The following is a 26,973-nucleotide window of genomic DNA, read 5'->3' on the forward strand; positions in this document are numbered from 1 at the left end:
AACACTTGCTTTACAAATATAATACATTTATAACATTTTACAAACATTTACATAACATTAAATTAACATTAGAAGTTTTTAATACAATAATCTACTGATTTACTTATATTTACATAATATTAACCTTAAATAATTACATAACATGGCAGTAATGAAAGTAATAGAAGTTTTAGCTAATTCAGACAAAAGTTGGGAAGAAGCAACAAAAAAAGCAGTAAAACAAGCTTCTAAATCTGTAAAAAACATTAAATCAGTTTTTGTTCAATCGCAAAGTGCAGTTGTTAAAGATGATGAAGTGACTGAATTTAGAGTCAATTTAAAAATTACATTCGAAGTAAATTAATATAAAGAGGCGATTCTAAAAAATCGCCTTTTTTAATATAACGAATCATGAATCTTAAAATAATTTTTACAATTATTGTAGCTTTAATACATGCATATATATGGTATTTAGAAATGTTCTTATGGACCAAGAAAAAAGGAATTAAAGCTTTTAATTTAAAAAGTAAAGAATTTGCAGATGAAACAAAGATTTTAGCAGCTAACCAAGGATTGTATAATTTATTTATTTCCGTAGGATTAATGTGGTCAATATTTTATGATAAACAAAGTTGTATTTTACTTTTTCTAATTTTTGTTGTCATAGCGGGTATTTACGGAAGCTATTCAACAAACAAAATAAAAATTTTTTACATTCAATCAATACCAGCAATACTTACATTATTACTAACTTTGTTTTTCTAATTTAAATAAATTATATGGAAGAATATATTGAAAACTTAAAGGAAGTATTGGTAGAATATACACCCAAAGTTTTGATGGCATTAGCCATGTTGGTTATTGGATTAATTTTTATTAAAATAATTATTAATACAACTACAAAAATCCTAAAGAAAAGAAATGTAGATGTTACACTCGAAAAATTTTTAGGAAACCTAATTAATTGGGTTTTAAAAATATTATTATTTATTACTGTAATTGCAAAATTAGGTGTAGAAACTGCTTCTTTTGCTGCAATTATAGCTGCTGCAGGTTTAGCTGTAGGATTAGCTCTTCAGGGATCTTTAGCTAATTTTGCTGGAGGTGTGCTAATAATGATTTTCAAACCAATGAAAGTTGGAGATTTGATACAAGCTCAAGGAGAAACTGGTGTAGTTAAAGAAATTGAAATTTTTACAACTAAGTTAACCGGTCTTTCTAATAGAGAAATAATAATACCTAATGGTGCACTTTCTAATGGAAACATAATAAATTTTACTACAGAAGGTACAAGAAGGGTTGATTTAGTGTTTGGAGTTTCTTATGATGCAGATATAAAGCAAACAAAAGATGTTTTAATGAATGTTTTAACTTCTCATCCAAAAGTATTAAAAGAGCCTAAACCAAGTGTTACAGTGTTAGAATTAGCAGATAGTTCAGTTAATTTTGCTGTAAGACCATGGTGTAATACTGAAGATTACTGGACTGTATATTTTGATGTTACTGAAAACACAAAAATAGCATTAGACAACGCCGGAATTGAGATACCATATCCACATCAAGTGGAAATTCAGAAGATGGCATAATTTTTGCCAAGAATTTAAATAAAATATATAAATTATGAAAACAAAGATTTTTACAACAATTTTAGTGTCATTTATAACCTTAGCAACAATCGGTCAATCTATTAGCACTGGTGGTGGGAATACATATAATACTTTATTTATGACTCCAGGCACTCCTTCCTTTGTGGAAAAAAATAAAGAAAATTTAAAGGAATTTAAGAAAATCTCCCATAAAATGTACTTATCTAATAACTACTTAACTAGTAAAATAGATAAAATGGAAGGAACTGTTCCAATGAAATATAACATTTATAAAGATGAAATGGAGTTTTCAAAAAATGGACAAATTCTATTTTTAAATAAACAAGAAGGTAGAAAAGTTTTTTTTACAGACTTAAATAAAACTTACACTATCTTTAACTATAATGGTAAGCTAAGGTATTTTGTAGTGCATAACGATGGTAAAAATAAATTACTGAGCAGAGAAATTATAAAATATATAGAAGCTAAACCCGCTCAATCAAGTTACGTAAGCAGTAAACCAGCAAACTTTAAAAGAAAAGATGATGTTTTCTACTTAATTTCAAATAACTCAATTGTAGAAATTTCGACTAAAAAGAAAAGCTTTTACCCGTTATTTGGTTCAAACTCTGCAAAAGTTAAAAAATTTGTAAAATCTAATAAATTAAATATCAAGAAAACAGAAGATTTAAAAAAGATTATTATGTATTCAAATACAATCTAAAAAGTAGGTTTTTTCTTTTTTTCTGGAATAGCAATAAAATCTTTTAAATAAAAAGGTTCAAAATAAGCGACATCTTCGATGTCGTTTTTTTTATACTTTAAATAAGACAATAGAGCCATTTCTTTAGAAGAAGGAAACTTATCATCTACGAAAACAGCATTTTTATGAGTAATAATTTGTTTGCACTTCTTAGATCCATCACCTAAAAAATAAACTTTAGACTTTTCTAATTCTTCTAGAAAAGAACTATCCTCTATAATTTCTGCCTTTGTATCTCTTATTTTTATATTATCTGAATTAAAAATAGCTGCATATACTTCCATTCTTCTAGCGTCTAACATTGGTACTATAAAGCCTTCTTCTATAGATATCGCGTAAGTTAATGCTGTTAAGGTGTCAATAGATATTAAAGGGCAATTTAAAGCAAAACAAAGCCCTTTAGCCGCAGAAACGCCAATTCTTAATCCTGTATAAGAACCAGGACCTTTACTAACCGCGATTGCGTTGATTTGAGGTTTGGAAATAGCTGCTTGTTCTAATACTTCTTCTATAAATGGATGCAACACTTCGGCATGTGAATAATTGCCGTTATTAAGTTCTTTAATAGCCAATACAACTCCGTTTTCTGCTACGTTTACAGAGCAGTTTTTAGTTGATGTTTCTATGTTTAATATAATTGCCAATGTCTATTTTTTTACAAAGATAGTATTTCAAAAAAAGAAAACCTCACAAGTTATAAAACTAGTGAGGTTTAAAATATAATTATGGGGGACCTTAGAAAACTAATTCACCTGAATAGAATTGCAATACTTTTGTTTTAAATACATAATCGTATTTAGAACGAATCATAGCACCTTCAGCATTTACCAATCTTGTTCTTACCAAATCAAAATCAAATAAAGTCATAGCACCATAATTGTATCTTTCTTGTGCATTTTTAAAAGCTTCTTTTTGTGCTTCTAAAGAAATTTTTGCAGCTTCAAATGCTTTTAAACTAGATTTTACATCTAAAAAAGCTTGTTCTATTGTCTGTTTTAAAGCCAACTTTTGACTCTCTAATCTTGTTTCTGAGATTTCTTTATTAATTTTAGATTGTGCTAATCTATTTTTAGTTTGAAATCTATTAAAAATAGGGATGTTTAAAGATACACCAACATTATAACCTAAATTATCATTTAATTGTTTGAAAAAATAATCATTCGTAAAAATTTCATTAAACCTATGACTGTAACCTGTTCCCATACCTGCAAAAGCAGTAACTGTAGGTAAAAAAGCTCCTTTTGTTATTTCAATATTAAAATTGGCATTTTCAATTGCCAATTTGGCTCTTTTAATCTCTGGCATATAGTTTAAAGACTTTTGAAATACTGATGATGAGTTTGCATATAATAATTCTGATGATGGTGATGCAACTTCTATTGGTGCAACATCAAAATTATCTACAGGTTCTTGCAATAATTGCGCTAAATTTAATAATGCCAAATCTAATGCATTTTCTTGCAAGATTACATTTTGCAAATCGTTGGCTGCTGTAGACTGGAAGTTTAGAAGTTCTCCTTTGGCAATTACACCTGCGTCAAATCTCGCTTTTGCAGCATCAATTTGTTTTTTACTAATTTCTGCTTGTACTTTTGCTACTGCTAAGTTTTCTTTAGCAAATAATACATTTAAAAACGTATTTACAACTCTTAAAGAAATATCATTTTCTATTTGTTTTAAGTCTAACAGACTCGACTCGACACCAAGTTGGGCTTGTTTATAAGTATTTGTATTTCTAAAACCATTAAATAAGGTTGCATTAGAACTTAAATCAAAAGAGGCATTAAAGTTATCTGTAGAAATTCTAGCATTACTAATATTATCAATGAAAGAACCGAAACCAAATCTACCAGAAGAACTACCATTTAAATTTGGTAAAAAATTACCTTTTGCAATTTCTACATCTTTTTTTGCCAGTTCTACACTTAACTTATTCTGTTGTATAGAAATGTTTTTTGCTAAAGCCTGATCTACAGCTTGTTTTAAAGTCCATTGTTTCTGTGAAAAAGTAGCAATAGAAGTACATAATGCTACAAATAAAATAAGTTTGGTTTTCAAAATCTCTAATTTTAATTTTGCGTTGATTGATTTAGTTTTCAATAATTAAAACAAAAATAACTTAATCTACTAAAAACCAGCAAGGTGAACAGACTAGAATTTAACTAATAAATAAAACTTATTTTTTGTTTGTTTTAATAAGACGACTAAAATTAAAATATGTTACAGTAAATCTCTCTTATTTATTTGTTAATTTTTGGCCTTCTTTTTATATCTATAAAGTGTGTAAAATAAAACTCCAATTAATAAGTAAGGAAAAATCATCAAATATGTAATTCCATTATTTACACCTTCTGCCATAGAAATATCTCCGTTCTCTACAACTGCTTTACACATAGCGCACTGAGAATAACTATTAAAAGCAGTAAATAAAATAATTACTAAGAATAAAACTATTTTGTTTTTATACATAATAAGGAGAAATCATTAGATATACTATAACACCTGTAACCGCAACATAAAGCCAAATAGGAAAGGTTTTTTTTGCAACTTTTTTATGCTCAGGAAATTTACCCAATTTTGCTTTCATGTATGTTATCAACACAAAAGGAATTACGATAATAGATAACACAATATGAGTAAACAGTATAAAATAATACACATATTTGATCGTTCCTTGACCTCCAAAAGCTGTAGAATCAGATGTCATGTGGTAAGCAATGTACATCAGTAAAAATAAAAGAGAGCATGCAATTGCTAAACTATTTAATTGTTCATGTAACTTTTTATTTCCTTTTTTAATTGCAACTACTGCTGCAATTAAAAGAACTGCCGTAATACCATTTATGGTTGCATAAATAGGAGGTAAAAACTTTAAAGGCTCAACATCAAAACCTAATTCTCTTAAGTTGATACCAAATAATGCAGCTACAGCAATAGGTATTACTATAGATAAAGCCGTAATAATTTTTTTATATTTTTTTTCTTGTGCTAAATTATTCATTTAATAAAATTTTAATGTCTTCTTTCAGTTCTTTAATCTGATCTGGAAAAGTTTGCTCTTCTATAGCTCTGTAATACATAATAGGATTACCGTATTCATCTTTTCTAGATCGAATGTATCCATCTTTATCTACTAAAGCAAATAAACCAGAATGCTCAAAACCACCATGCTCTTCATCTCCTTTTCCTGCATATAATTTAAATCCTTTGTTAGAAAGAGCATAAACTACATCGTCATTTTTACCTGTTAATAGATGCCAATTTTTATGTGTTATTCCGTTTAATTTTGCATATTCTTTTAAAACTTCTGGTGTATCAATATCAGGTGTAATTGATATTGAAGCTATTCCGAAGTTAGGATTTCCAAAAAATTCGTCTTGAATCGTTAACATTTTCTGGTTCATTATCGGACAAATAGTAGGACAAGTGGAAAAGAAAAACTCTACTACATGTACTTTTCCTTTAAAGTTTTTATTGGTAATTGTTTTGCCTTCTTGATTTGTAAACTCAAAATTTGGTACTTTATTAAACTTAACCAAATCAGTGTTTTTAAACCTGTCTACAACTTTGGGAACGGTATAAATACCAAATAATAAAATAATAAACGCAATACCAATAAAAGAATATTTTTTGTTCATATTACTTAAATTTTTCTTTCTGCCTTATTTTCGTTTCTTTCTTTAAAAGCTGCGTAGTATTCATAATACAATACATTTACATCATCTTTTAACTTATCTTTTAACTCTGCAACAGAATTCATATTATATCCAAATAAAACTTCCTTTTCATCTAATCTACCTCTAAGATTTACACCTTTATCTACCAGATAAGCTTTTGCACTTCCTAGGTTTACTAATTTTTCATTAGTTTCGAAGCTCTTATAAAACTTTAAAATATTTTCTTCGGATGCAGCAATAAAATTCCATTTTTTCATGTCAGTAAAAGCTCCTAATTGCTTTTTTAAATTATTTGCTTGTAATTCTTTACCTGAAGGATATAATGCTATTATTTGAAATTTTTTGTTATCTATAAATTCTTTATAAATTTTTTGATTCAAATTAAAAAGACGCGATTTATTTTTATCGATATCGTTACCCAAAAAGCAAATTATAGAAACTTTATCGTATAATTTTACAGTATTCGTTTCATCAATCGTAGAAATGTCTAAAACATTCTGAGTAACAATTGGTAATTTTGTGAAGTTATTTTGCCCAGTAGACAGCAATAAAAAACAGATTAAAGGAAATATAAATAATAAAAATAGTACGACTCTTTTTTTTGTAAATAACTTCATAATTAATCCTTTTAAAAAATGTTATCTCTTAAATTTTGGGTATAAAAAAAGGTGGTTATAAAACCACCTTTTTTATATTACCATTTTACAAGTGGTGATAATGTATCGAATAAATAACCTCCTTCTATTAAGAGTAAGGTAACTAAATAGCATATTAAAAAAACTGCAGACCAAACAATTGATCTTCTAAACCATTTCTTTTCGCCTTCTAAATGCATAAAAACCCATGCAATACCATATGCTTTAGCTAAAGTTAAGATAATAAAAATCCAATTTAACCAACTAGTTCCCGGTCCGTGTAAGTGTAAAGAGTCTGGTTTAATAATACCTAAATAAACCTCTACTAATGTTATTACAGAAAGAATACCAAAAACGATCCATATTCTTTTTGTGTTTGATTCGTGTGCGTGTGCCATTTGTATCTATTTTATTTATTAAACTAAGTAGAAAAAGGTAAAAACAAATACCCAAACTAAATCTACAAAGTGCCAATATAAACCAACTTTTTCTACCATTTCATAATGTCCTCTCTTCTCATAAGTTCCTAAGATTACATTAAAAAAGATAATCATATTAATAACTATACCAGATAATACGTGAAAACCATGAAAACCTGTTATAAAAAAGAAGAAATCTGCAAAAATTGTATTACCATACTCATTTGCTTTTAAGTTTGCACCTTCAACAACCATTTTAGTTTTGGCAAGTTGTAAAGAACCTTCTTCTCTAGATAATATTGTTTTTTTCTTGTTGTCTATTAACTCTGTTCTAACTTGAATGTCTGGGTTAGCATTGTAAGCTGCTAAAACTTGTGCAACAGAATAGGTTGCAATTGTTTCTTCGCTTTGAAACCATAAACCATTTTTTCTAGTGTGCTCTACTCTCTCGTCTGTTCTTTCTCCAGTAACAAAATCTGCTAAAGCAATTTGTTTACCATCTTTTACAAATTGTAAAACTTTACCGTCTGTTGTTTTTACAGCACCATAAGAACCTTTGATAAAAGTATTCCATTCCCAGGCCTGTGACCCAACAAAGATTATACCTCCAATAATTGTAGCAAACATATACCATGCTACTTTATTCTTTTTCATTTGATGACCTGCATCTACTGCCAATACCATTGTTACAGATGAAAATATTAAGATAAACGTCATAATTGCAACGTAAATCATTGGGAATTCACCGTGCACAAAAGGTACGTGAGTAAAAACCTCATCTGCTATTGGCCAAGAGTCGATAAATTTAAAACGAGTTAAACCATAAGCAGCTAAAAACCCTGAAAATGTTAATGCATCTGATAAGATGAAAAACCACATCATCATTTTACCATAACTAGCGCCAAATGGTTTTACACCACCACCGCTCCAGGTTTCTTTTTTGTCAGTTGGTACAGCAATATTTGCTTCCATAAATGTAATCTATTAATTGAATGTTAAAAATAGTTTCGCAAAATTAATCATTTTTCATCACCTAATAAAATAGAAAAAGAAAAATAGATAAATCCAGAGTATATCTACAAAATGCCAAAAGATTGCGCCAAGTTCAAACCCCAGCAAATCATTTGGTTTATACTTATATTTAAAATGATTATAAATAACAACAAAAAGAACAATAACTCCTGCCAATAGGTGTAAAACGTGCATTAATGTGATACCTATTATAAATGACGTAGAAACTGTACTTCCCGGACCAGTAAAATATAACCCAAGACTTTTTAAATCATTAAAACCTTCATATTGTTGCCATATAAAAGCAATTCCTAAAATTAATGTTATTACTACAAAAATAAGTGATAATTGCCTCTTATTTTGTTTTAAAAATCTCTGTGATAAAAATAATGTAATACTGCTTGTTATAATTAAAGCTGTACTCGTATAGAATGCTATAGGTAAATCAAAAGTTACCCAATCATCTCTTTTCATACTTATTACATAAGCACTCGTTAAACCAGCAAAAAACATAACCATACTAATCATAGAAACCCACAACATTGGTTTTGCAGATTTTTTTCTTGCAACGGTTAGTTCTTGTTGTAATGTTTGTTCTTCCATCTCTCTTCTTTTAATGTAAAAATTTATCTACCACATATATAATTTGTACAACTGTTATGTACAATACACTAGATAACATTAATTTTCTTGCGTCAATATTATCTTCACTTTTGTATAATTTTACTCCGTAAAAAAGCATCATCACTCCCAATAAAGCAACAATTATTGCTGTAATTGGGTGAATGTAAAATGATCCAGAGACTTTTAGCACCGGTGCTATTGATACCAAAATCATTATTACAGTATAGAAAATAATTTGTTTGATTGCCCCTTTGTCTTTAGAACCCATTGGCAACATGTTAAATCCTGCTTTTTTATATTCTTCAAACTGCAGCCATCCAATTGCCCAAAAGTGCGGGAATTGCCAAAAAAACTGAATCATAAATAAAAACCCTGCTTCGATACCAAAATTGTTTGTAGCAGCAACCCAACCTAACATAAATGGTATTGCGCCAGGAATTGCACCTACAAAAACAGTTAACGGTGTTACCGATTTTAAGGGCGTATAAACACACGTATATAAGAAAATCGAAATTGCGCCAAATAACGCAGATTTAGGGTTTATACTATACAAAATTGCCAAACCAAGAATTGTAAATAGAATTGCAATTGTTAACGCAACGTTTACAGACATTCTACCAGTTGGTAAAGGTCTATTTTGTGTACGTTTCATTATAGCATCTGTATCTTTTTCTATTATCTGGTTAAACGCGTTTGACGCAGCAACCATAAAAAAGCCTCCTAATGCTAAAAGAAAAAGTGTAAAATAGTTTACAGTTTCTACTGCTAACAAATATCCTGCAATAGATGAAAACACTACGCTTAAAGACAAACCAACTTTTGCTAGTTGTTTGAAGTCTGAAATAATACTTTGCATAGATGTTTTCTTATCGGAAATAACTGTTGAATTCATATTACTACCATTATTTTGCAAAGATATTTGATAAAAATGAATCTACCATAGCTTTTAGGAGTTTTGATACCAAATAAAAAACCCACTCAATGAATTGAGTGGGAAAATTGCTATGAAAAAGAAAAAGTGTGATTCTATAGAAGAATCACACTGCAAATATAATCATTATTCGATTATAAAAACCAAAAAATTATATAAAATTAAAAATCTAAATACCAATTAAATAAATCTGCTCGTATTCCAGCAGAAAACCATACAGTATTTCCTTCTGGATATGTCTGCGTAGCAACTTTTGATGAAAATTTTCTGTAAGTAAAACCAGCGAATAAGCTTAATCTATTAGACGGGTTGATTAAATAATTTCCTTGTAGATCTGCAATAAAAATGTTTGCAGTATTACCTTGAGCCAATTCATTACCAACATCACTAAATCTATCTTCGTAAGATTGATAAATGTTACCACCGTAACTAATTGCTTCATCTACAAAATCAAATCCTTTTTTACCAAGTGTTAATTTACCACTAAAAGACCATCTGTCTTTTTTATATCTAGCTATTGCAATTGCTTCATAAAAATTTGCTCCCCATAAATGTCCCATTGGTTGGCTATAGTTACCATAATTTAAAATAGGTGTTTTATGCGCAAAAGTATAAGGTCTTGCATAATTGTATTCCAACTGAAGAAATAAATCATCTACATTAAATGCATCAAAGTATTTTGCACCTAATTGATACGCAAATTTGTTTTGCCATTTCCCTAAATCATTTAAATTTCCAACAGAAAATTCATCAACAATTAATTGAGAATATAAAGAAACATTGTTGTTTAACTTGTATTTACCTGTTAAACCTATAATAGCATTTCCAGAATCTTCTCCTCTATTAAATTCTACAGATCTATAAAATATTACCGGATTAAAAAATGCGGCATCAAAACCATTTTCTCCTGTAGAAATTGCTGTTTCAAAGAATCCGATATTTAATTTCTCTGTTAAATTTAAACTTAAATAATGTGCTGCAATGTATTTTCTTGCATGCTCGTTAGGATTAGAAGCTGATGAAATTGAAGGCTCTGTATTCCACATCCAAACATTTGTATATTGCAATTTCCAAAAATCTACTTTCATTTTTAAGTAGGTTGTTGGCGCAGAAACATCAGATAATATAAAAGATCTATAACCATCTCCAATAAAATTTCTACCATTACCAAATTGAAATTGCATAAATTTATTTGGCTGAAAAGCTAAATAACCTTCTGCAACAGGATAATCGAAAGCATCTTCTTTAAATGCTTTTGCTTTTCCTCTACCAGGTACTAAACCATCAGAGTTTTTTGGTCTTGTTAGTAAAGACCTACTACTAATAAAACTATTTATATAGTCTGCAAACCTTGCCTGACTTTCATAAACCGTTGCAGAGTAAGAAAACTTATCTCCTAAACCTCCATTTACAGTTAATATTCTAGAGTTGTTGTATGTGTAAGAAACATCAGAATTATCTTTACCCATTTGCACATCAACTAAAAAATCTAATGTTAACCAAAAATCTTTCTTTTTTACTTGCAGCAAATGCTCATTCCACAATTTTCTACCTAACCAAGACTCTTTATTTGGTTTTAAAAACTTTGTTTTCTGTTTACTTAAATCTAAGTATTTATTTATTTTGTTGTAAACATAAGGTTTAGAAGCTGTATGTGTACCACTTGCTTTATGCAAAGCAAATTCATAATCAACATAATTTTGATGTGTAAAAGGAATATTTAGCAAACTATTATGTTCTAGAAATACAGAATCTGCCAACCTACTTTTCTCTACCGTAATCGATAAATCTTCTTTAGAACTTAAAAAACTCTTTTTTATTGGTGCTTTAGCTTCTTGGTTATTTTTAACAACCGGAAATTTAATTGGCAACTCAAATTGCATTTCTACATCTCTATTATTGTATTTTGCCGGAGAAATTCTTGTAAAACCCTTAAAAACTCTTAAAACTTCTTTCTTTATTTCTTGGTACGGAGTGTTTACGTAGATAACATCAAAGTCACCTTCTTTTGTTACAATAAATAATACATTTGCTGTACCTTTATATTGCTCATTTTCTACAATTGCAGGCGTTTTAAATTCTGCGAAAAACTGTTTTTTTGTGGTTTCATAAAAACAATTTTCTATGGATGTTATTTCTGACCCTTTACAATCATTAAATACAGGGTATCTCTCTGATTGAGCATAAAATAATGTAGGGAGTATTAAAACTAATAGGAAAAATTTTTTAATCATTTTTTAACTGTATAACTATATTATTTTTTAATTGATATTTCTGATGACTCTCTTTACAAACTGCAAAACCGTAATCATCGAAAACTAATCTATGGCCATATTCGCTTACCCAACCTATTTGTTTAGAAGGATTACCAACAACCAATGCATATGGTAAAACCTCTTTAGTAACCACTGCACCGGCACCAACAAAAGCATATTCACCAATATTATTACCACACACAATTGTTGCGTTAGCACCTATGCTAGCACCTTTTTTTACAATTGTATTTTTATATTCATCTTTTCTTTTTATTGCGCTTCTTGGGTTTATTACATTTGTAAAAACCATAGAAGGCCCCAAAAAAACATCATCTTCGCAAATAACACCTGTATAAATAGAAACGTTATTTTGTACTTTAACATTACTACCCAAAATAACTTTTGGAGAAACCACAACATTCTGACCAATATTACAACCTTTGCCGATAGTACAATTAGACATTATGTGGCTAAAATGCCAAATCTTGGTATCTTTACCAATTGTGCAATCTGCATCTATAACAGCTGTTTCGTGTGCAAAAAAATCTTTCAAAATTAATAACCTTGGTTTGAGTTTTGTTCTTTATTTAAAATTTGTTTAGAAGAAGATGTTCCTATTCTATCAACACCTAAGTCTATCATTTTTATTGCCATATCGTAATTTCTAACACCTCCAGCGGCTTTAACTTTTAATGGTTTTGCATTATCAGAAATTAACTTTATAGTTTCTAAAGTTGCACCGTTAGCAGAATTATCATCGGTCTTAAAAAAACCTGTAGATGATTTTACATATACATTTTTTGCATTTTCTAATCCAAAATTTTTAATTACAACCTTTTTAATAAGTTGTGAAATTACAATTATTTCTTCACTAGATAATGCGGCAACTTCTATAATAAATTTTGCTTTTTTATTATGTTTTAGGCAAAGTGACGTGCATTCTTCTATTTCATTTTCAATTAACGAAAATTCATCGTTTTTAAACGCATTATAATTTACAACAAAATCTAATTCATCAGCATTTAAATTGATAGCTTCTTTTGCCTCTAAAATTTTGTTTTCTACGGATGAGTTTCCAGCAGGAAAATCTATAACCGATCCTACTAAAACATTAGACTTTGCATCATTTAAAAGCCTTTTTACCACTTTAATGTAATTGGCACGAATCATAATCAATTTATACTCATATAAGATTGCTTCTTCTACCAAACTAATAACATTTTGAAGGTTTTCTTCTTCGGTTATACCAGCTTGTTCTGCAGTCTTTAAATAGGTAGCATCTAAAAATTGATTTATTTTCATACTACAAAAATAACAAAATCTAAACTATACAATACTAAAAAGCCCAACCATTTGGTTGGGCTTAAATATTACTCTACACTAAATGCAATGGGCAAATTATATCTAACTCTTACTGGTCTATTTCTTTGTTTACCGGGTGTAAATCTTGGCAACTTATTTATTAATCTATTGGCTTCTTTTTCTAATCTTTTATGCGGAGCTCTAATTTTTATATCAACAACGTTTCCTTTATCATCAATTAAAAATTGTGTCTGAATTTTATGAACACCAGAATGTAAACCTAATTCATTACCTAAACCTGCGTCAAAATTTTTTATAACAAATTGTTTCATTTTTTTATCGAAACAAATTTTATTTTCTTTCTTAGATAGCCCTTCACAACCTTTAAAAATTGGCGCATCTTCTATATTAATAAAGGGTACATCGTTAATAACGGGATCTTCATCAGTAATATCAATCTCTACAATATCATCAGCATTTAAAATAACAGGTTCTTCTTCTGATGTGTCTATTACAGTTTCTGCAACATCATCTTTAACTTTCTGTACTTCTTCTGGAATAAAAACTTGTGGTTTTATAGCCTTAGGTTTTGGATTCGATTTTACTTCTTTAACAAACTCGAATACCTGATTGGGTTCTACATATACTTTTTCTGAATTGTACTCTTTAATTTTTGCAACAGTTTTTTGCTCTGTTTCGTGTTCTAAAGTAATGTAAACCACAAAAAGTACAAGTACAAGGCCTAATTGAGTAAAAATATTAGAAAATTTTTCTAATTGCTTTTTAGGTAGTTTTTTAAAGTTTTTCATAATTAAGAAATTTTTTATGTTAAGACTTTGTTAAAACAAATAGTATGCCACAAAAAAAGCATCACTTGTGTGATGCTTTTTATAAAACTAGTTAGCCCCCTACAGTTAACTAGTTTTAAATTTTACTAAAATTGTTGCATTCCCCTAAAATGCTATACAAACCTACAAATAGATAAGAGTTTTTAAATTTAGACTTGTATAATTGGTTCAATAAAATGTATAAATGGTCTGTTTTTTATTAAATTTTAAAAATTATACAGCAAAAAGTACTATAATTAAGTAAAAGTGTTATTAAATTTATATAATATAGCATTTCTGAATAAAATTTATCATGTTAAAATCTGTTATTATAGATGATGAACCTAAAGCAATACAAAGCTTATCTTGGGAATTATCTAATTTTGAGAACGAAATAACTATTGTAGCTACTTTTAATGAACCAGAGGAAGCATTAAAATATTTGGCTGTTAATAAGATTGATTGTTTGTTTTTAGATATTGAAATGCCAACTATGGATGGGTTTCAGTTTTTAAATAAACTAACATCTAAAAATTTTGCTGTTGTAATAACTACTGCTTACAATGAGTATGCAATTAAAGCATTAAAAAACGAAGCTATAGATTATCTTTTAAAACCAATAGATACAGATGATTTAGAAGAAACTATTGCTAAAGTAAAAAAATACAATCTAAGATCTATAAACTCTAACAATATTGAAAAAGTATTGTTGAATTTTAATGATAAACAAATTTCAAAAAAAATAACACTTAGCACAGACGGAAAATTAATTTTCTTAGAACCTTCGGAAATTGTATTTCTTGCCTCAGACGGAAATTACTCGACTATTTTTACCACTGAAAATAAAAAAATTGTAGTAACAAAGAAGATAAAAGAAATTCATGCTTTATTACCAGTAAACTTATTTTTTAGAATTCATAATTCTTATGTAATAAATTTAAGCAAAGTTAAAGAATACCTAAAAACTGATGGTTATGTTGTTTTAGAAAACAACCATAAAGTACCAGTTTCTAGAAGTAAAAAAACAGAATTCTTAGAAAAATTTTAATTTATGAAGTCTAAAATATTTTTAATTTTATTTTGCCTTTTATCTTATACTGCAGTTAGTCAAGAAATAGACTTAAAAAGTAAGCTATCATACCTTATAAATAATAAACACTCTAACATAAGTGTTATGGATTCTATTTTTAAAGGTAATGAAAAAAATAAAAAATATTTAGAAGAAATAATTAGAATAAGTAAAGACAATAACTACCTAGAGGGTTTGTTTTATGGAAAAAGTGCTTTGGGTAAATATTATAGAGATATTTCATTATTTAAAGAAGCTCTAATTCAATATAACGAAGCCTTAAAAATTAGCAAAGAATTAAACAGTATAGAAAACGAAATTACCACTTTAAACAATATTGGCTCTGTTTACCGAAGGCAAGATGAAATAATTAATGGCTTAAACTACCATAAAGAGGCATTAGATAAAGGTTTAAGCATCGAAAACCCAAGCATCGAGATTCAGAAATTAATTAGTATTTCAGAAAACGGTATTGGTAATATTTACAATTCCCTTAAACAATACAACTTAGCTCTTAAAGAGTTTGAAAAATCTATAGTAATCCATCAAAAACTAAACTACAAATTAGGTTTAGCCATTAACTATAAAACTATTGGAACAGCACATGAAGCCCTGGGCAACTTAGATGAAGCTTTAAAATATTTTAAAAAATCTTTAGAATACAATAAACAAATAAACTCTAAAATAGGTAAAATTATATGCGGGTATAGTATTGCAAACGTTCTTACCAAAAAAGGAAATCACCAAAAAGCATTCGAAACTGTTAACGCTGTTTTACCTTTAGCTATTGAAGAAAACGATAAGTTTTACTTATCAAACACGTACAATACCTTAGGATTATCTTATGGATATTTAGGTAATTATTCCGAAGCAAAAAAATACTTACTTACTGCTTTAAAAATAGCCAAGAAGCATAAAATTCAAACAATTGTAGTAAAAGCAAACGAGAACTTAGCATTTTTATATAATAAAACGGGTAATTATAAAGATGCTTACAACCATTATAAAGTTGCAAAAGAAGAGGATTTTAAAACATTTAATGCTAGAAATTTAATATATGTTAGAGATTTAATTACAGAGTATAATAAAGAAAGAGCAGAAAATCAGATTAAAGATTTAGCCAAAAAAAATCAGATTGCTCATTTAAAAGTCACAAGAAATAGAAACCTACTAATTTTTGCTATTAGTATTCTTCTTTTTGTTGTTGTAACCCTTTTTTATAGAGGGCAGCGTAAAGAACTTAAAAATGAAAAAAAGATTCTTTCATTAAAACAAGATGCCTTAAGAATGCAAATGAACCCTCATTTTATGTTCAACGCCTTAAACTCTATTAAACTCTATATTATAGAAAATGATCAAAAAAAGGCAATATCTTACCTAAATAAGTTTTCTAAATTAATGAGAAAAATTTTAGATGCATCTTCTATTCAAGAAACTAGTTTAGCAGAAGAATTAGAAACTATGCAACTTTATATGAGTATTGAAAATATTCGTTTTTCTAATGAGATAAGCTTTGTTATTAAAGCTGATGACACCGTTAATTTAAACGCAATTAAAATACCACCTTTAGTTTTACAACCATTTTTAGAAAACTCTTTATGGCATGGTTTGTCTTCAAAAAAAGAGAATAAAAGAATGCATATTACAATACAAAAAATTTCTAAAGAATATATTAAGATTGAAATTGAAGATAACGGAATCGGTAGAAAAGCCGCTGCAAAAATTAAAGCACAAAAATCTATTCAAAGAAAATCTGTGGGAATTGAATTAACTAAAGATAGATTAGAAACTTTTGTAAAACCCCTTAAAAACGACTTTAAACTATCTTATGAAGATGTTTTAAATAAAAACAACAAAGTTGGCGGAACAAGAGTAGTTTTAATGTTTCCCTTATCTTAAATGTTTTTCTGCCACTTTTTCTAATTCGGCGTACCAATTTTCACCAAACTTTCTAATTAATGCTTGTTTTACAAATTTGTAAACAGGTACTTGTAATTCTTTACCTAAAGTACAAGCATCATCACAAATTTCCCATTTGTGGTAATTTACAGCAGCAAACTCACTATAATCTTTTACTCTAACTGGGTATAAATGACATGAAACAGGTTTTTTCCAATCAATTTCTCCTTGATTATACGCTTCTTCAATCGCACAGAGTGCTGTATTTTTTTCATCAAAAATTACATATGCACAATCTGCACCATCAATTAAAGGTGTTTCTAATTCACCCCATTCGCTAGTAACCCAAGTCCCTTCTTTTTCTATTACTTCAATTCCTTCTTTCCTCAAAAAAGGTTTTACTTTTGGGTATATATCTTCTAAAATTTTGGTTTCTTCTTTATCTAAAGGGGCACCTGCTTCGCCATCTACGCAACAAGCACCTTTACATGCAGAAATATTACACACAAAATCTTTTTCGATTATATCTTCTGATACTATAGTTTTTCCTAGTTGAAACATACTGCAAAAATAAGATAATTATTTTCTTTAATTTTACACTTCAGTAAAGTTAGTTGACTAATTTTGCAAAATAAAATAAACGATTATGAATTTTAATTTTAAAGAAATTTTTACTGCCTTTATGGTACTTTTTGCTGTAATTGATATTATTGGTAACATTCCGATTATTATCGATTTAAGAAAAAAAGCAGGACATATTCAATCTGAAAAAGCATCATTAATTGCAGGTGTAATTATGATTATATTCCTATTTTTAGGACAAAGTTTATTAGGTTTAATTGGTATTGATGTAAATTCTTTTGCTGTTGCCGGTTCTTTTATCCTATTTTTTATCGCTTTAGAAATGATTTTAGGAATTACCCTTTACAAAGACAGCGAAGATGGTGTAAATGCAATAACTGCTTCTGTTTTTCCTTTAGCTTTCCCTTTAATTGCGGGTCCTGGTAGTTTAACTACATTGTTATCTTTAAGAGCAGAATTTCATATCGAAAACATTATTACTGCAGTTTTATTAAACGTGATTTTAATTTATGTAGTTTTAAAAACTTCTTCTAAAATTGAAAGATTAATTGGCCCAAACGGAATTCAGATAATTAGAAAAGTATTTGGTGTTATATTATTAGCAATTGCGGTGAAGTTATTTGCTCAAAACATTAAAGCTTTATTTATTTAATATGATTTTTGATGCATTAATAATTGGTGGTGGTGTTTCTGGTTTACAGTGCGCATTAATTCTTGGTTCAGCAAAAGACAAATCTTTTTTTGATCATAAAAAGGTTGGAATTATAATGCATCAAAAAAATTCTCATTTACAAAATGCATTATTTAATAATGTTCTAGGGTTAACTCCAGAAAAGTTAGGTGGCGAGATTCTAACAGAAGGAAAAGAACATTTAAAAGAACTTTATAGTGAAATTCAGCAAATTGAGAACGAAAAAGTAATTGCTATTAAACAACTAAATGGTACTTATGAAATTACTACAAATAAAAGCACGTATCTTTCTAAGATAGTAGTTTTGGCTTTAAACTACTCGAAACCATTAACTATTAATGGATTGGAAGAATACATTATACCTCATAAAAAAGCAAATATAGAGAAAGATAGAATACAGCTTTTAAATAAAGATCATATAATTAAAAAAGGTCTATATTGCTGCGGAACAATAGCGGGACATAGAAGTCAATACGCCATTGCTGCTGGTAGCGGAGCAGCTGTTGCTACAGACATTTTAACTCTTTGGAACAACAATAAACACGTTAAAATTCATCATAAAATTTAACAATAAAAAAGCCAGCTAATTAGCTGGCTTTTTTATTTTACTAAAATCGTTATTTACTCTACCGTAACCGATTTTGCAAGGTTTCTTGGCTGATCTACATTTTTACCTAACATAACCGCTATGTGATAAGACAATAGCTGAAAAGGTATTGTTGTTAATAATGGCGTTAAAGCTTCTTCGGTTTCTGGTATTTCTATAACATGATCTGCAATGTCTTTTACTTGGGTATCCCCTTCAGTAACAATTGCAATAATTTTTCCTGCTCTAGATTTAATTTCTTGAATATTGCTTACAACTTTTTCATAATGTCCTTTGTTTGTCGCAATTACAAAAATTGGCATATTCTCATCAATTAAAGCAATTGGACCATGCTTCATTTCTGCAGCCGGGTAACCTTCTGCGTGTATATAAGAGATTTCTTTAAGTTTTAAAGCACCTTCTAAGGCAACCGGAAAATTAAAGCCTCTACCCAAATATAAACAATTTGGTGCGTCTTTATAAACCGCTGCAATTTCTTTTACTTTATCATCTATTTTTAACAAGTCTTCTACCTTTTTTGGTATCAATTGCATTTTTTGTAAAAATGTTCTCAATTCAGACTTAGAAATTTCTCCTTTTTTAGATGCCAATTTTAACGCAATTAATGTTAAAACAGTAATTTGCGTTGTAAAAGCTTTAGTTGATGCTACTCCTATCTCTGGTCCTGCATGTGTATAAGCACCAGCATCTGTTTCTCTAGCAATAGAAGAGCCAACTACATTACAAATACCAAAAACAAATGCACCTTTAGATTTTGCTAATTTTATTGCCGCTAAAGTATCTGCAGTTTCACCAGATTGAGAAATTGCTATAACTACATCTTTAGATGTAATTATTGGGTTTCTATATCTAAATTCTGATGCGTATTCAACTTCTACAGGAATACGGGCTTTATCTTCAATTAAATATTCTCCAACCAAACCTGCATGCCAAGATGTACCACAAGCAACAATTATAATTCTCTCTGCATTCAAGAATTTATTCATGTGATTATCTATACCAGACATTCTTATAATACCTTCATCCGGTAGCATTCTACCTCTATAAGTATCTATAATTGCTTTAGGTTGTTCATGAATTTCTTTCAGCATAAAATGGTCGTAACCACCTTTTTCAATTTGATCTAGACTAATCTTTAATTTTTGAATATTTGCATCAACTAAAGAATCGTCTTTTATTTTACGAATTTTGATTCCTTTTCCTAACTTAATAATTGCCATTTCTTCATCTTCTAAATAAATAGCATCTTTCGTATATTCAATAAAAGGAGAAGCATCCGAAGCCACAAAAAACTCTGAGTTTTCTTCACCAACACCAATTGCAATAGGGCTTCCTAAACGAGCTACAATAATTTCGTTAGGTTTTGTTTTATCAAAAACTGCAATCGCATAAGCACCAATAACATTGTTTAAAGCTAATTGAACAGCCTTACCTAATTTACAATTTTCTTGTTTTTTAACTTCTTCAATTAAGTTTATTAATACCTCTGTATCTGTATCACTTTTAAAAGTATAACCTCTTGATATTAATTCTTTCTTTAGCGTATCGTAGTTTTCTATAATTCCGTTATGAACGATAACCAAATTTCCAGATTGTGAAGTGTGCGGGTGCGAATTTACGTCATTAGGAATTCCGTGAGTTGCCCAACGTGTATGACCAATTCCTATTTTACCAACCTTTCTTACTTCATCTTTATCAGTGATTGATTCTAATTCAGAAACTTTTCCTTTAGTTTTAGATAAGTGTATTTTCTCTCCATCATACATCATAAGACCAGCACTATCATAACCTCTGTACTCTAATCTCTTCAATCCGTTAATTACAATAGGGTAAGCATCTCTAAAACCTATATAACCCGTAATTCCACACATAACAATTATATTTTTAATTCTTTTTCTTTGAATAAGATATTTTCAACTGAGCTCTTCTTGCTCCATTTAAACTTTCATCACCATTTAAAATAGATACAGCTTTAGGATTCCAGTTATATCTAGTATACGTAGTATCTGCAATTTGAGCATCTGTATTATTAAACACCTTTAGCCTTAACGTAGGGTTATAATTCGTCTCTCCGCTCAGTAAATCTGAAACATAATCTGTAATTTTAAATACATAATTATCTTTCTTACTATTTTCTCTAACCAAGTTTCCTCCAAAAGTAGCAGACTCAGAATAACTATCTTTTACATGACTTAAAATAGGTGTTCCGGTTGAAGAAACGCCTCTTTTGTATAAATGAAGTCTATTTGGCGCCGTTACAGTATCCGAATCTTGGTTTATGTAAAAAGTTAAAGTAGCATCATTTATTAACCATTCTTTATTTTTAAGAACAGATAGTTGGTTTCCTTGTAAAATTTCAACATTAGCTTCAGAACCAGCTGCTCCTTGTATTTTTACTTCATTATTTGCCGGATAAACTTTATTATTAACGGTATATTTACTGTTGATAATACCACCTAACTGAAACGTATGTGTTTTTGTAATAACAGTGTCAATTTCTTTACTATTTGCCTTAAAAAATGTATTTGTATAATACACTTCTATTAGTGGGTTTAACGCTGCGGTCGTTGAACTTCTCAAATTAAAAGCAATTAAAGAACCTCCTTTTTCACCAGAACTGTGAACTTTTTCTTTTGCCTCTATTACGACTCCTCTAAAAAAATTATTAAAACTATTCTGAGAATCGAAATTAGAAGTACCATAATTATCTAAAAACGTTTCTTTTACAAATGTTTCATCTAAAGGTATGATAGCCATTGGCAAACCAATTTCTGAAGCTGTACTTGAAGTATATCTAATGCTATCTGTTTGATGAATTGCACCTAAACTATTCCTTCTTTTAACAAGAACTAAAGTATCGCTAGCGTTTGGTATAAAATCCATATCTTCTTCAATAGTTAATGGTGTAGACTTTGTTTGATAAGTTGCATCAGAAAAAAATGAATTTGTTTTTGTAGGATCCTCTGGATTAAGTGTATTTAAATATGTATCTAATTCATAAATATTTAAAGTAAAAGGTAATTCTTGATTTCCTACAATAGAATCTAAAGTATAAACTGGTCTATCTGTGTTAGAAACTAAAGTGGAATGATAAGGTAGTCTTAAAAAAGCAGTATCTATAGTCGTTTCAAAAGCCAAACCATCTGGGTTTTCGTAAGAAACAACTTCTAATGCTGGATCTATTCTTATTTGAGATACAATTGAAGCTTCAATAGTTTCATATTCATCATTAATATATGTTCCTAAAAGATACTGTCCTTGTAAACCAAAATATGGCGATGATATCAACTCTAAACCATCTGCTCTAACATTATCTATAGGTGCATTAGAAACCAAAACTTCTAATATCGTATCGTTTGTAGTAAATTTAGTATTACTTACAACACCACTATTTATATCTGTAAAATCTTTTTCGCAAGAAACAATACCTGCAAGTACTACTAATAAAACACCAAAATAGGCGTTTTTTCTAAAAATATTTTTCACACTAAAATAATTAAGTCGCTGAAACTAAATCAGCATAAAAATTTAAATAACTTTCTTTAAAATTCTCTTCTTGAAAACCTAAAACAGGAATTTCTTTTTCTTCTATAAAAGAAGTTAATTCCTCTGAAATATCTTCGCTACCATGTATAATTGCATCAGAATTCTCTATGGCACTTTTTAATATATTAGTATGATTAGGTGTACTAATTGTTGCTATTTTAGCATTGTCGTTTAAATCGAACTTAACTTTATCCGCTAACTCTTCATCTAAATTACCTTCAAATGGATTGTTATAGATAGATGTAACGATTTTACTTTCTGTAAACAACGGTTCTTCATTATAAAATTCTCTCAAATAAAGCGGTAACAATGAAGCCATCCAACCATGAACATGAATAATATCTGGTGCCCAATTTAATTTCTTAACAGTTTCTACAACTCCTTTTGCAAAGAAAATAGCACGTTCGTCATTATCTTCAAAAAGCGTATCGTCTTCGTCTGTAAAAACGGCTTTTCTTTTAAAATATTCTTCATTATCAATAAAATAAACTTGCATTCTCTCTTTCGGGATAGATGCAACCTTAATTATCAAAGGCATGTCCATATCGTTAACAACTAAATTCATTCCAGAGAGACGAATTACTTCGTGCAATTGATGTCTTCTTTCATTTATAACACCATATCTTGGCATAAAAATTCTAGTTTGCACTCCTTTAGAATGCGCATTTTTGGCTGCATTAAATGCAGTTGACGATAGTTCTGTTTCTGGTAAGTAAGGTACTACTTCAGATGAAACGAATAATATTCTCTTGTCCTTCATTAAATCAAACTCTTTTATGAGATTTGCAAAAATACAAATTTTTATGCTAATATCGTGTTAAAATGGTAAGTTTGCACACTTTAGCATTAATAGAACAATGAAAACATTTAACACAAAAAAAGACCTAAAAGACTGTATTTTAGAACATAAACTAAACAAAAAAACAATAGGTTTTGTTCCTACAATGGGGGCTTTACACAAAGGTCATTTGTCTTTAATCAAAAAAGCAAAGAAAAAAAACGACATTGTTGTGGTAAGTATTTTTGTTAATCCTACGCAGTTTGATAATATCGAAGATTTAAAAAAGTACCCTAAAACATTAGAAAACGACTGTAAACTTCTTGAATCTGTTGCTTGTGATGTTTTATTTACTCCTTCTGTTGATGAGATTTATGCAGATAATGTAGTCTCAGAAAAATTTGGTTTCGACGGATTAGAACATCAAATGGAAGGCAAGTTTAGAGATGGCCATTTTGATGGTGTAGGTACAATTGTAAAAACATTATTTGACATTGTAACGCCTAACAAAGCATATTTTGGAGAAAAAGACTTTCAGCAATTGCAAATTATCAAAAAGATGGTAGAAAAGCATCAACTTGATGTAAAAATTAAAGGCTGCCCTATTTTTAGGGAAGACGATGGTTTGGCTATGAGTTCTAGAAACACCAGATTAACAAAAGAACATCGAGAAGTTGCACCATTTATATATAAAACACTTAAAAAAGTTAAGAAAAATTTTGGCACAAAAAGTGTTATAGAATTAAACGAGTGGGTAGAAAATCAATTTAAAAATCAACCGTTACTAGAGTTAGAATACTTTACAATTGCAGAAGAAAAAACTTTAGAAACTGCAAATACCAAATTTAGTAATAAAAAATACAGAGCCTTTATTGCCGTATTTGCAGGTGAAATAAGATTGATAGATAACATCCGACTAAAAAATAATAACTAAAAAAATAGTATTTTTGCCATATGTTAGTACAAGTAGTAAAATCTAAAATCCACCGTGTAAAAGTTACAGGTGCAGATTTAAATTATATAGGAAGCATTACCATAGATGAAGATTTAATGGATGCTGCAAATATTATCGAAGGAGAACGTGTTCAAATTGTAAATAATAATAACGGAGAACGTTTAGAAACGTATGCAATACCAGGACCAAGAGGAAGTGGAGAAATTACACTAAACGGTGCCGCTGCAAGAAAAGTTGCTAAAGGAGATGTTTTAATTTTAATTGTTTATGGTTTTATGGAACTAGAAAAAGCAAAAACATTTAAACCATCTTTAGTTTTTCCTAACGAAAAAGACAACACACTTACTTAGTTTTGAACATAAAGAAAATTTTAAAAACTATATTACCTCTCGCTTTGGGAGGTTTTTTAGTTTGGTATTCTATCTCAGAAATTTCAATAGAAACCCTAGCCACCTATTTTAAAGAAGCAAATTATGGTTTTATTTTTCTAGGTTTATTTTTTGGTATTTTAAGCCATTTATCTAGAGCATATCGCTGGAAATTTATGCTTGAACCATTAGGCTTTAAACCTAAATTTACAAACAGTGTTTTGGCTGTTTTAGTTGGCTATTTGGTAAATTTAGCATTGCCAAGAGCCGGAGAAATATCTAGAGCAACTGTAATGGCAAACTACGAGAAAATTCCATTCGAAAAAGGTTTCGGCACCATTGTCGCAGAAAGAATTGCAGATTTAATTATGATGCTTTCTATTGTTGCAATTACACTATTTGTTCAGTTCGATTTTATTTACAACCTTCTTACAAAAAACTTTAACCCAACAAAAATTATTATTGGTTTAGTAGTTCTAATTATTGGTTTTTACATCTTTACATCATTTGTAAAAAAAGCAGAATCTGGTTTTTTATTAAAAATTAAAACTTTTGTTGGCGGTTTAATAGAAGGGGTAACTAGTATTTTTAAAATGAAAAACAAATGGGCTTTTATTTTTCACACAATATTTATTTGGGTAATGTACGTAGCCATGTTTTGGGCAACAATACCCGCAATAGATGGCTTAGAAGTACCTTTTGGCGGAATTCTAATTGGCTTTATAGCTGGAGGATTTTCTATTGCTGCTACAAATGGCGGAATTGGTTTATACCCAATTGCGGTTGCTAGCGCGCTGGCATTATTTAATGTTGCCACAGAACCAGCAACAGCTTTCGGTTGGATTATGTGGACCGCGCAAACCGCAATGATTATTGTTTTTGGAGGGTTAGCATTTCTATTTTTACCAATATATAATAAAAATAAATAATTTTTTGGGCGCTACCTAAAGGTCGCGCTTTACACTATATCTTTTTGCGAAAAACAAAAAGGATGCCGTTTCAATCGCTAGCGCAACTATTTGGTTACTATTTGCATTACTAAAATAGATTTTACTTTGTAACTTTACTTGTTTAATACTTTTTATCAAAAAAATAAATGGCTAAAACCAAAACAACATTTTTCTGTCAAAACTGTGGCACACAACACGCAAAATGGGTTGGTCAATGTGGCGCTTGTAAAGAATGGAATACTATTGTAGAAGAAGTTATTCAGAAAGAAGAAAAACGCGTTTGGAAACAATCTACAACTGCAAAACAAACAGTTAACAAACCTTTAAAGATTGCAGATATTGTTTTAAACCCAGAAGAAAGAGTAGTTACCAATAACAACGAATTAGATACTGTTTTAGGTGGCGGCTTAGTAAAAGGTTCTGTAACACTTTTAGGCGGAGAACCTGGTATTGGTAAATCTACATTATTATTACAGGTTGCTTTAAATATCAGCCAAAAAGTATTATATGTTTCTGGAGAAGAAAGTCAATCTCAAATAAAAATGAGAGCAGAAAGATTGGATGCAAAAAACTCTAACTGTCTAATTTTAACAGAAACAAGCACACAACAAATTTTTAAAAATATAGAAGAAACAGAACCAGATGTTTTGGTAATAGATTCTATACAAACATTACATACAAACTCTATAGAGGCATCACCGGGTACAATTTCTCAAATAAGAGAAACTTCTGCAGAATTGATAAAGTTTGCAAAAGAAACCGCTACTCCTGTTTTATTAATTGGTCATATTAACAAAGAAGGAAATATTGCAGGACCAAAAATTTTAGAACATATGGTAGATGTTGTTTTACAGTTTGAAGGAGATAGAAACCACACATACAGAATTTTAAGAAGCCAAAAAAACAGGTTTGGTTCAACATCAGAATTAGGAATTTACGAAATGTTATCTAACGGATTGAGAGAAATCTCAAATCCGTCTGAAATACTAATTTCAAAAAAAGATGCAGATTTAAGCGGAACCGCAATTGCATCGACCTTAGAAGGAATTAGACCGTTAATGATAGAGATTCAAGCTTTAGTTTCTACAGCCGTTTACGGTACCCCACAGCGCTCTACCACTGGTTACAATCTAAAACGTTTACACATGATTTTAGCTGTGTTAGAAAAAAGAGCAGGTTTTAAATTAGGTGCAAAAGACGTTTTTCTAAATATTACTGGCGGAATAAATGTAGATGATCCTGCAATAGATTTGGCTGTTGTAGCGGCAATTTTATCTAGTAATCAAGATATTGCAATCAACCCTAATGTATGTTTTGCTGCAGAAGTTGGTTTAGCAGGAGAAATAAGACCTGTTTCTAAAATAGATCAAAGAATTACCGAAGCAGAAAAATTGGGTTATAAAACACTAGTAGCTTCTAAATACAATAAAATATCATCTAAAAACCACTCTATAAGACTTGTTTTAGTTGGCAAAATAGAAGAGGCATTTGCTACTTTATTTGCTTAATTCTAAGTAAT

30 protein-coding genes are annotated in these 26,973 nt (G+C 29.3%); 12 read left to right on the forward strand and 18 right to left on the reverse strand.

What is annotated here, in order from left to right; genetic code table 11:
• The first annotated feature begins 142 nt into the window (after positions 1-142).
• Genes ACYPV9_RS00325 through ACYPV9_RS00340 form a run of 4 tightly spaced genes read left to right on the forward strand, consistent with a single transcriptional unit; the run spans position 143 to position 2,289 of the window.
• Positions 143-343, forward strand: a complete 201-nt coding sequence (locus ACYPV9_RS00325; protein ID WP_299064176.1) for a dodecin family protein — start codon at positions 143-145, stop codon at positions 341-343.
• 47 nt (positions 344-390) lie between these two features.
• Positions 391-744 carry a DUF1304 domain-containing protein gene (locus tag ACYPV9_RS00330; protein WP_459741215.1) on the forward strand — a complete coding sequence of 118 codons (354 nt, stop codon included), beginning with the start codon at positions 391-393 and terminating at the stop codon, positions 742-744.
• Positions 745-758: 14 nt separating this feature from the next.
• Positions 759-1,565, forward strand: a complete 807-nt coding sequence (locus ACYPV9_RS00335; protein ID WP_459741216.1) for a mechanosensitive ion channel family protein — start codon at positions 759-761, stop codon at positions 1,563-1,565.
• Between the two features lie 34 nt (positions 1,566-1,599).
• Positions 1,600-2,289, forward strand: coding sequence for a hypothetical protein (locus ACYPV9_RS00340; RefSeq protein WP_459741217.1), 690 nt, complete (start codon positions 1,600-1,602; stop codon positions 2,287-2,289).
• Here the strand turns inward: ACYPV9_RS00340 and tsaB are convergent.
• From tsaB to ACYPV9_RS00410, 14 genes are all read right to left on the reverse strand, one after another.
• Positions 2,286-2,972, reverse strand: coding sequence for a tRNA (adenosine(37)-N6)-threonylcarbamoyltransferase complex dimerization subunit type 1 TsaB (gene tsaB / locus ACYPV9_RS00345; RefSeq protein ID WP_459741218.1), 687 nt, complete (start codon positions 2,970-2,972; stop codon positions 2,286-2,288). The genes ACYPV9_RS00340 and tsaB overlap by 4 nt on opposite strands.
• A gap of 91 nt (positions 2,973-3,063) precedes the next feature.
• Positions 3,064-4,386 (reverse strand): TolC family protein, encoded by a 1,323-nt coding sequence (locus ACYPV9_RS00350; protein ID WP_299064186.1) that lies wholly within the window; start codon positions 4,384-4,386, stop codon positions 3,064-3,066.
• A gap of 189 nt (positions 4,387-4,575) precedes the next feature.
• Positions 4,576-4,797, reverse strand: coding sequence for a hypothetical protein (locus ACYPV9_RS00355; RefSeq protein ID WP_459741219.1), 222 nt, complete (start codon positions 4,795-4,797; stop codon positions 4,576-4,578).
• Positions 4,790-5,329 carry a DUF420 domain-containing protein gene (locus ACYPV9_RS00360; RefSeq protein WP_459741220.1) on the reverse strand — a complete coding sequence of 180 codons (540 nt, stop codon included), beginning with the start codon at positions 5,327-5,329 and terminating at the stop codon, positions 4,790-4,792. Before ACYPV9_RS00360 ends, ACYPV9_RS00355 begins: the two co-directional genes overlap by 8 nt.
• The gene (locus tag ACYPV9_RS00365; RefSeq protein ID WP_459741221.1) at positions 5,322-5,966 is read right to left on the reverse strand and encodes an SCO family protein; all 645 of its coding nucleotides are present in this window, start codon (positions 5,964-5,966) and stop codon (positions 5,322-5,324) included. Before ACYPV9_RS00365 ends, ACYPV9_RS00360 begins: the two co-directional genes overlap by 8 nt.
• Before the next feature lie 5 nt (positions 5,967-5,971).
• Positions 5,972-6,622 (reverse strand): hypothetical protein, encoded by a 651-nt coding sequence (locus tag ACYPV9_RS00370; RefSeq protein ID WP_299064193.1) that lies wholly within the window; start codon positions 6,620-6,622, stop codon positions 5,972-5,974.
• A 77-nt stretch (positions 6,623-6,699) separates the two neighbouring features.
• Positions 6,700-7,038, reverse strand: a complete 339-nt coding sequence (locus ACYPV9_RS00375) for a cytochrome C oxidase subunit IV family protein (RefSeq protein WP_299064195.1) — start codon at positions 7,036-7,038, stop codon at positions 6,700-6,702.
• 18 nt (positions 7,039-7,056) lie between these two features.
• Entirely contained in the window at positions 7,057-8,031 is a 975-nt protein-coding gene (locus tag ACYPV9_RS00380; RefSeq protein WP_459741223.1) for a cytochrome c oxidase subunit 3, read from the reverse strand.
• Positions 8,032-8,088: 57 nt separating this feature from the next.
• Complete coding sequence (locus tag ACYPV9_RS00385; protein WP_299064199.1) at positions 8,089-8,673, reverse strand: cytochrome c oxidase subunit 3; 585 nt, start codon at positions 8,671-8,673, stop codon at positions 8,089-8,091.
• Positions 8,674-8,683: 10 nt separating this feature from the next.
• Positions 8,684-9,586, reverse strand: coding sequence for a heme o synthase (gene cyoE, locus ACYPV9_RS00390; RefSeq protein WP_299064201.1), 903 nt, complete (start codon positions 9,584-9,586; stop codon positions 8,684-8,686).
• Between the two features lie 200 nt (positions 9,587-9,786).
• Positions 9,787-11,859, reverse strand: coding sequence for a gliding motility protein RemB (locus tag ACYPV9_RS00395; protein WP_459741224.1), 2,073 nt, complete (start codon positions 11,857-11,859; stop codon positions 9,787-9,789).
• A complete protein-coding gene (locus ACYPV9_RS00400; RefSeq protein WP_299064205.1) occupies positions 11,852-12,433 on the reverse strand; it encodes an acyltransferase in 582 nt (193 codons plus the stop codon). Before ACYPV9_RS00400 ends, ACYPV9_RS00395 begins: the two co-directional genes overlap by 8 nt.
• A gap of 2 nt (positions 12,434-12,435) precedes the next feature.
• Complete coding sequence (deoC, locus tag ACYPV9_RS00405; RefSeq protein WP_459741225.1) at positions 12,436-13,182, reverse strand: deoxyribose-phosphate aldolase; 747 nt, start codon at positions 13,180-13,182, stop codon at positions 12,436-12,438.
• Positions 13,183-13,250: 68 nt separating this feature from the next.
• On the reverse strand, positions 13,251-13,991 hold the full coding sequence (locus tag ACYPV9_RS00410) for an energy transducer TonB (protein WP_459741226.1): 741 nt from the start codon (positions 13,989-13,991) through the stop codon (positions 13,251-13,253).
• 331 nt (positions 13,992-14,322) lie between these two features.
• On the opposite strand from ACYPV9_RS00410, the gene ACYPV9_RS00415 reads away from it, so the two are divergent.
• Positions 14,323-15,057, forward strand: coding sequence for a LytR/AlgR family response regulator transcription factor (locus tag ACYPV9_RS00415; protein WP_459741227.1), 735 nt, complete (start codon positions 14,323-14,325; stop codon positions 15,055-15,057).
• 3 nt (positions 15,058-15,060) lie between these two features.
• The gene (locus ACYPV9_RS00420; protein WP_459741228.1) at positions 15,061-16,977 is read left to right on the forward strand and encodes a tetratricopeptide repeat-containing sensor histidine kinase; all 1,917 of its coding nucleotides are present in this window, start codon (positions 15,061-15,063) and stop codon (positions 16,975-16,977) included.
• Here ACYPV9_RS00420 and ACYPV9_RS00425 read toward each other — a convergent pair.
• Positions 16,969-17,538, reverse strand: a complete 570-nt coding sequence (locus ACYPV9_RS00425) for a DUF3109 family protein (protein ID WP_299064214.1) — start codon at positions 17,536-17,538, stop codon at positions 16,969-16,971. The two genes, ACYPV9_RS00420 and ACYPV9_RS00425, sit on opposite strands and share 9 nt — an antisense overlap.
• Positions 17,539-17,623: 85 nt before the next feature.
• Between ACYPV9_RS00425 and ACYPV9_RS00430 the strand changes: the two genes are divergently transcribed.
• Positions 17,624-18,211, forward strand: coding sequence for a MarC family protein (locus ACYPV9_RS00430; protein ID WP_299064216.1), 588 nt, complete (start codon positions 17,624-17,626; stop codon positions 18,209-18,211).
• 1 nt (position 18,212) lies between these two features.
• Complete coding sequence (locus ACYPV9_RS00435; RefSeq protein WP_299064218.1) at positions 18,213-18,818, forward strand: FAD-dependent oxidoreductase; 606 nt, start codon at positions 18,213-18,215, stop codon at positions 18,816-18,818.
• A gap of 53 nt (positions 18,819-18,871) precedes the next feature.
• Here ACYPV9_RS00435 and glmS read toward each other — a convergent pair whose 3' ends face one another.
• The 3 genes from glmS to ACYPV9_RS00450 are packed head-to-tail and all read right to left on the reverse strand — an operon-like array spanning position 18,872 to position 23,163.
• The gene (glmS, locus tag ACYPV9_RS00440; RefSeq protein WP_459741229.1) at positions 18,872-20,728 is read right to left on the reverse strand and encodes a glutamine--fructose-6-phosphate transaminase (isomerizing); all 1,857 of its coding nucleotides are present in this window, start codon (positions 20,726-20,728) and stop codon (positions 18,872-18,874) included.
• Between the two features lie 13 nt (positions 20,729-20,741).
• Positions 20,742-22,343: a DUF4270 family protein gene (locus ACYPV9_RS00445; protein WP_459741230.1), complete on the reverse strand. Its 1,602-nt coding sequence runs from the start codon at positions 22,341-22,343 to the stop codon at positions 20,742-20,744.
• A gap of 10 nt (positions 22,344-22,353) precedes the next feature.
• Positions 22,354-23,163, reverse strand: a complete 810-nt coding sequence (locus tag ACYPV9_RS00450) for a glycogen/starch synthase (protein WP_459741231.1) — start codon at positions 23,161-23,163, stop codon at positions 22,354-22,356.
• Positions 23,164-23,260: 97 nt separating this feature from the next.
• Here ACYPV9_RS00450 and panC point away from each other — a divergent pair, with 97 nt between their 5' ends.
• The 4 genes from panC to radA all read left to right on the forward strand — a co-directional run bounded on the left by panC (position 23,261) and on the right by radA (position 26,962).
• A complete protein-coding gene (gene panC / locus ACYPV9_RS00455; RefSeq protein WP_459741233.1) occupies positions 23,261-24,115 on the forward strand; it encodes a pantoate--beta-alanine ligase in 855 nt (284 codons plus the stop codon).
• A gap of 20 nt (positions 24,116-24,135) precedes the next feature.
• Positions 24,136-24,486: an aspartate 1-decarboxylase gene (gene panD / locus ACYPV9_RS00460; RefSeq protein ID WP_079737873.1), complete on the forward strand. Its 351-nt coding sequence runs from the start codon at positions 24,136-24,138 to the stop codon at positions 24,484-24,486.
• A 2-nt stretch (positions 24,487-24,488) separates the two neighbouring features.
• Complete coding sequence (locus ACYPV9_RS00465) at positions 24,489-25,433, forward strand: lysylphosphatidylglycerol synthase transmembrane domain-containing protein (protein ID WP_459741234.1); 945 nt, start codon at positions 24,489-24,491, stop codon at positions 25,431-25,433.
• A 167-nt stretch (positions 25,434-25,600) separates the two neighbouring features.
• Complete coding sequence (gene radA, locus ACYPV9_RS00470; RefSeq protein WP_459741235.1) at positions 25,601-26,962, forward strand: DNA repair protein RadA; 1,362 nt, start codon at positions 25,601-25,603, stop codon at positions 26,960-26,962.
• Positions 26,963-26,973: the final 11 nt, after the last annotated feature.

Source organism: Polaribacter sp. OB-PA-B3 (assembly GCF_054589375.1).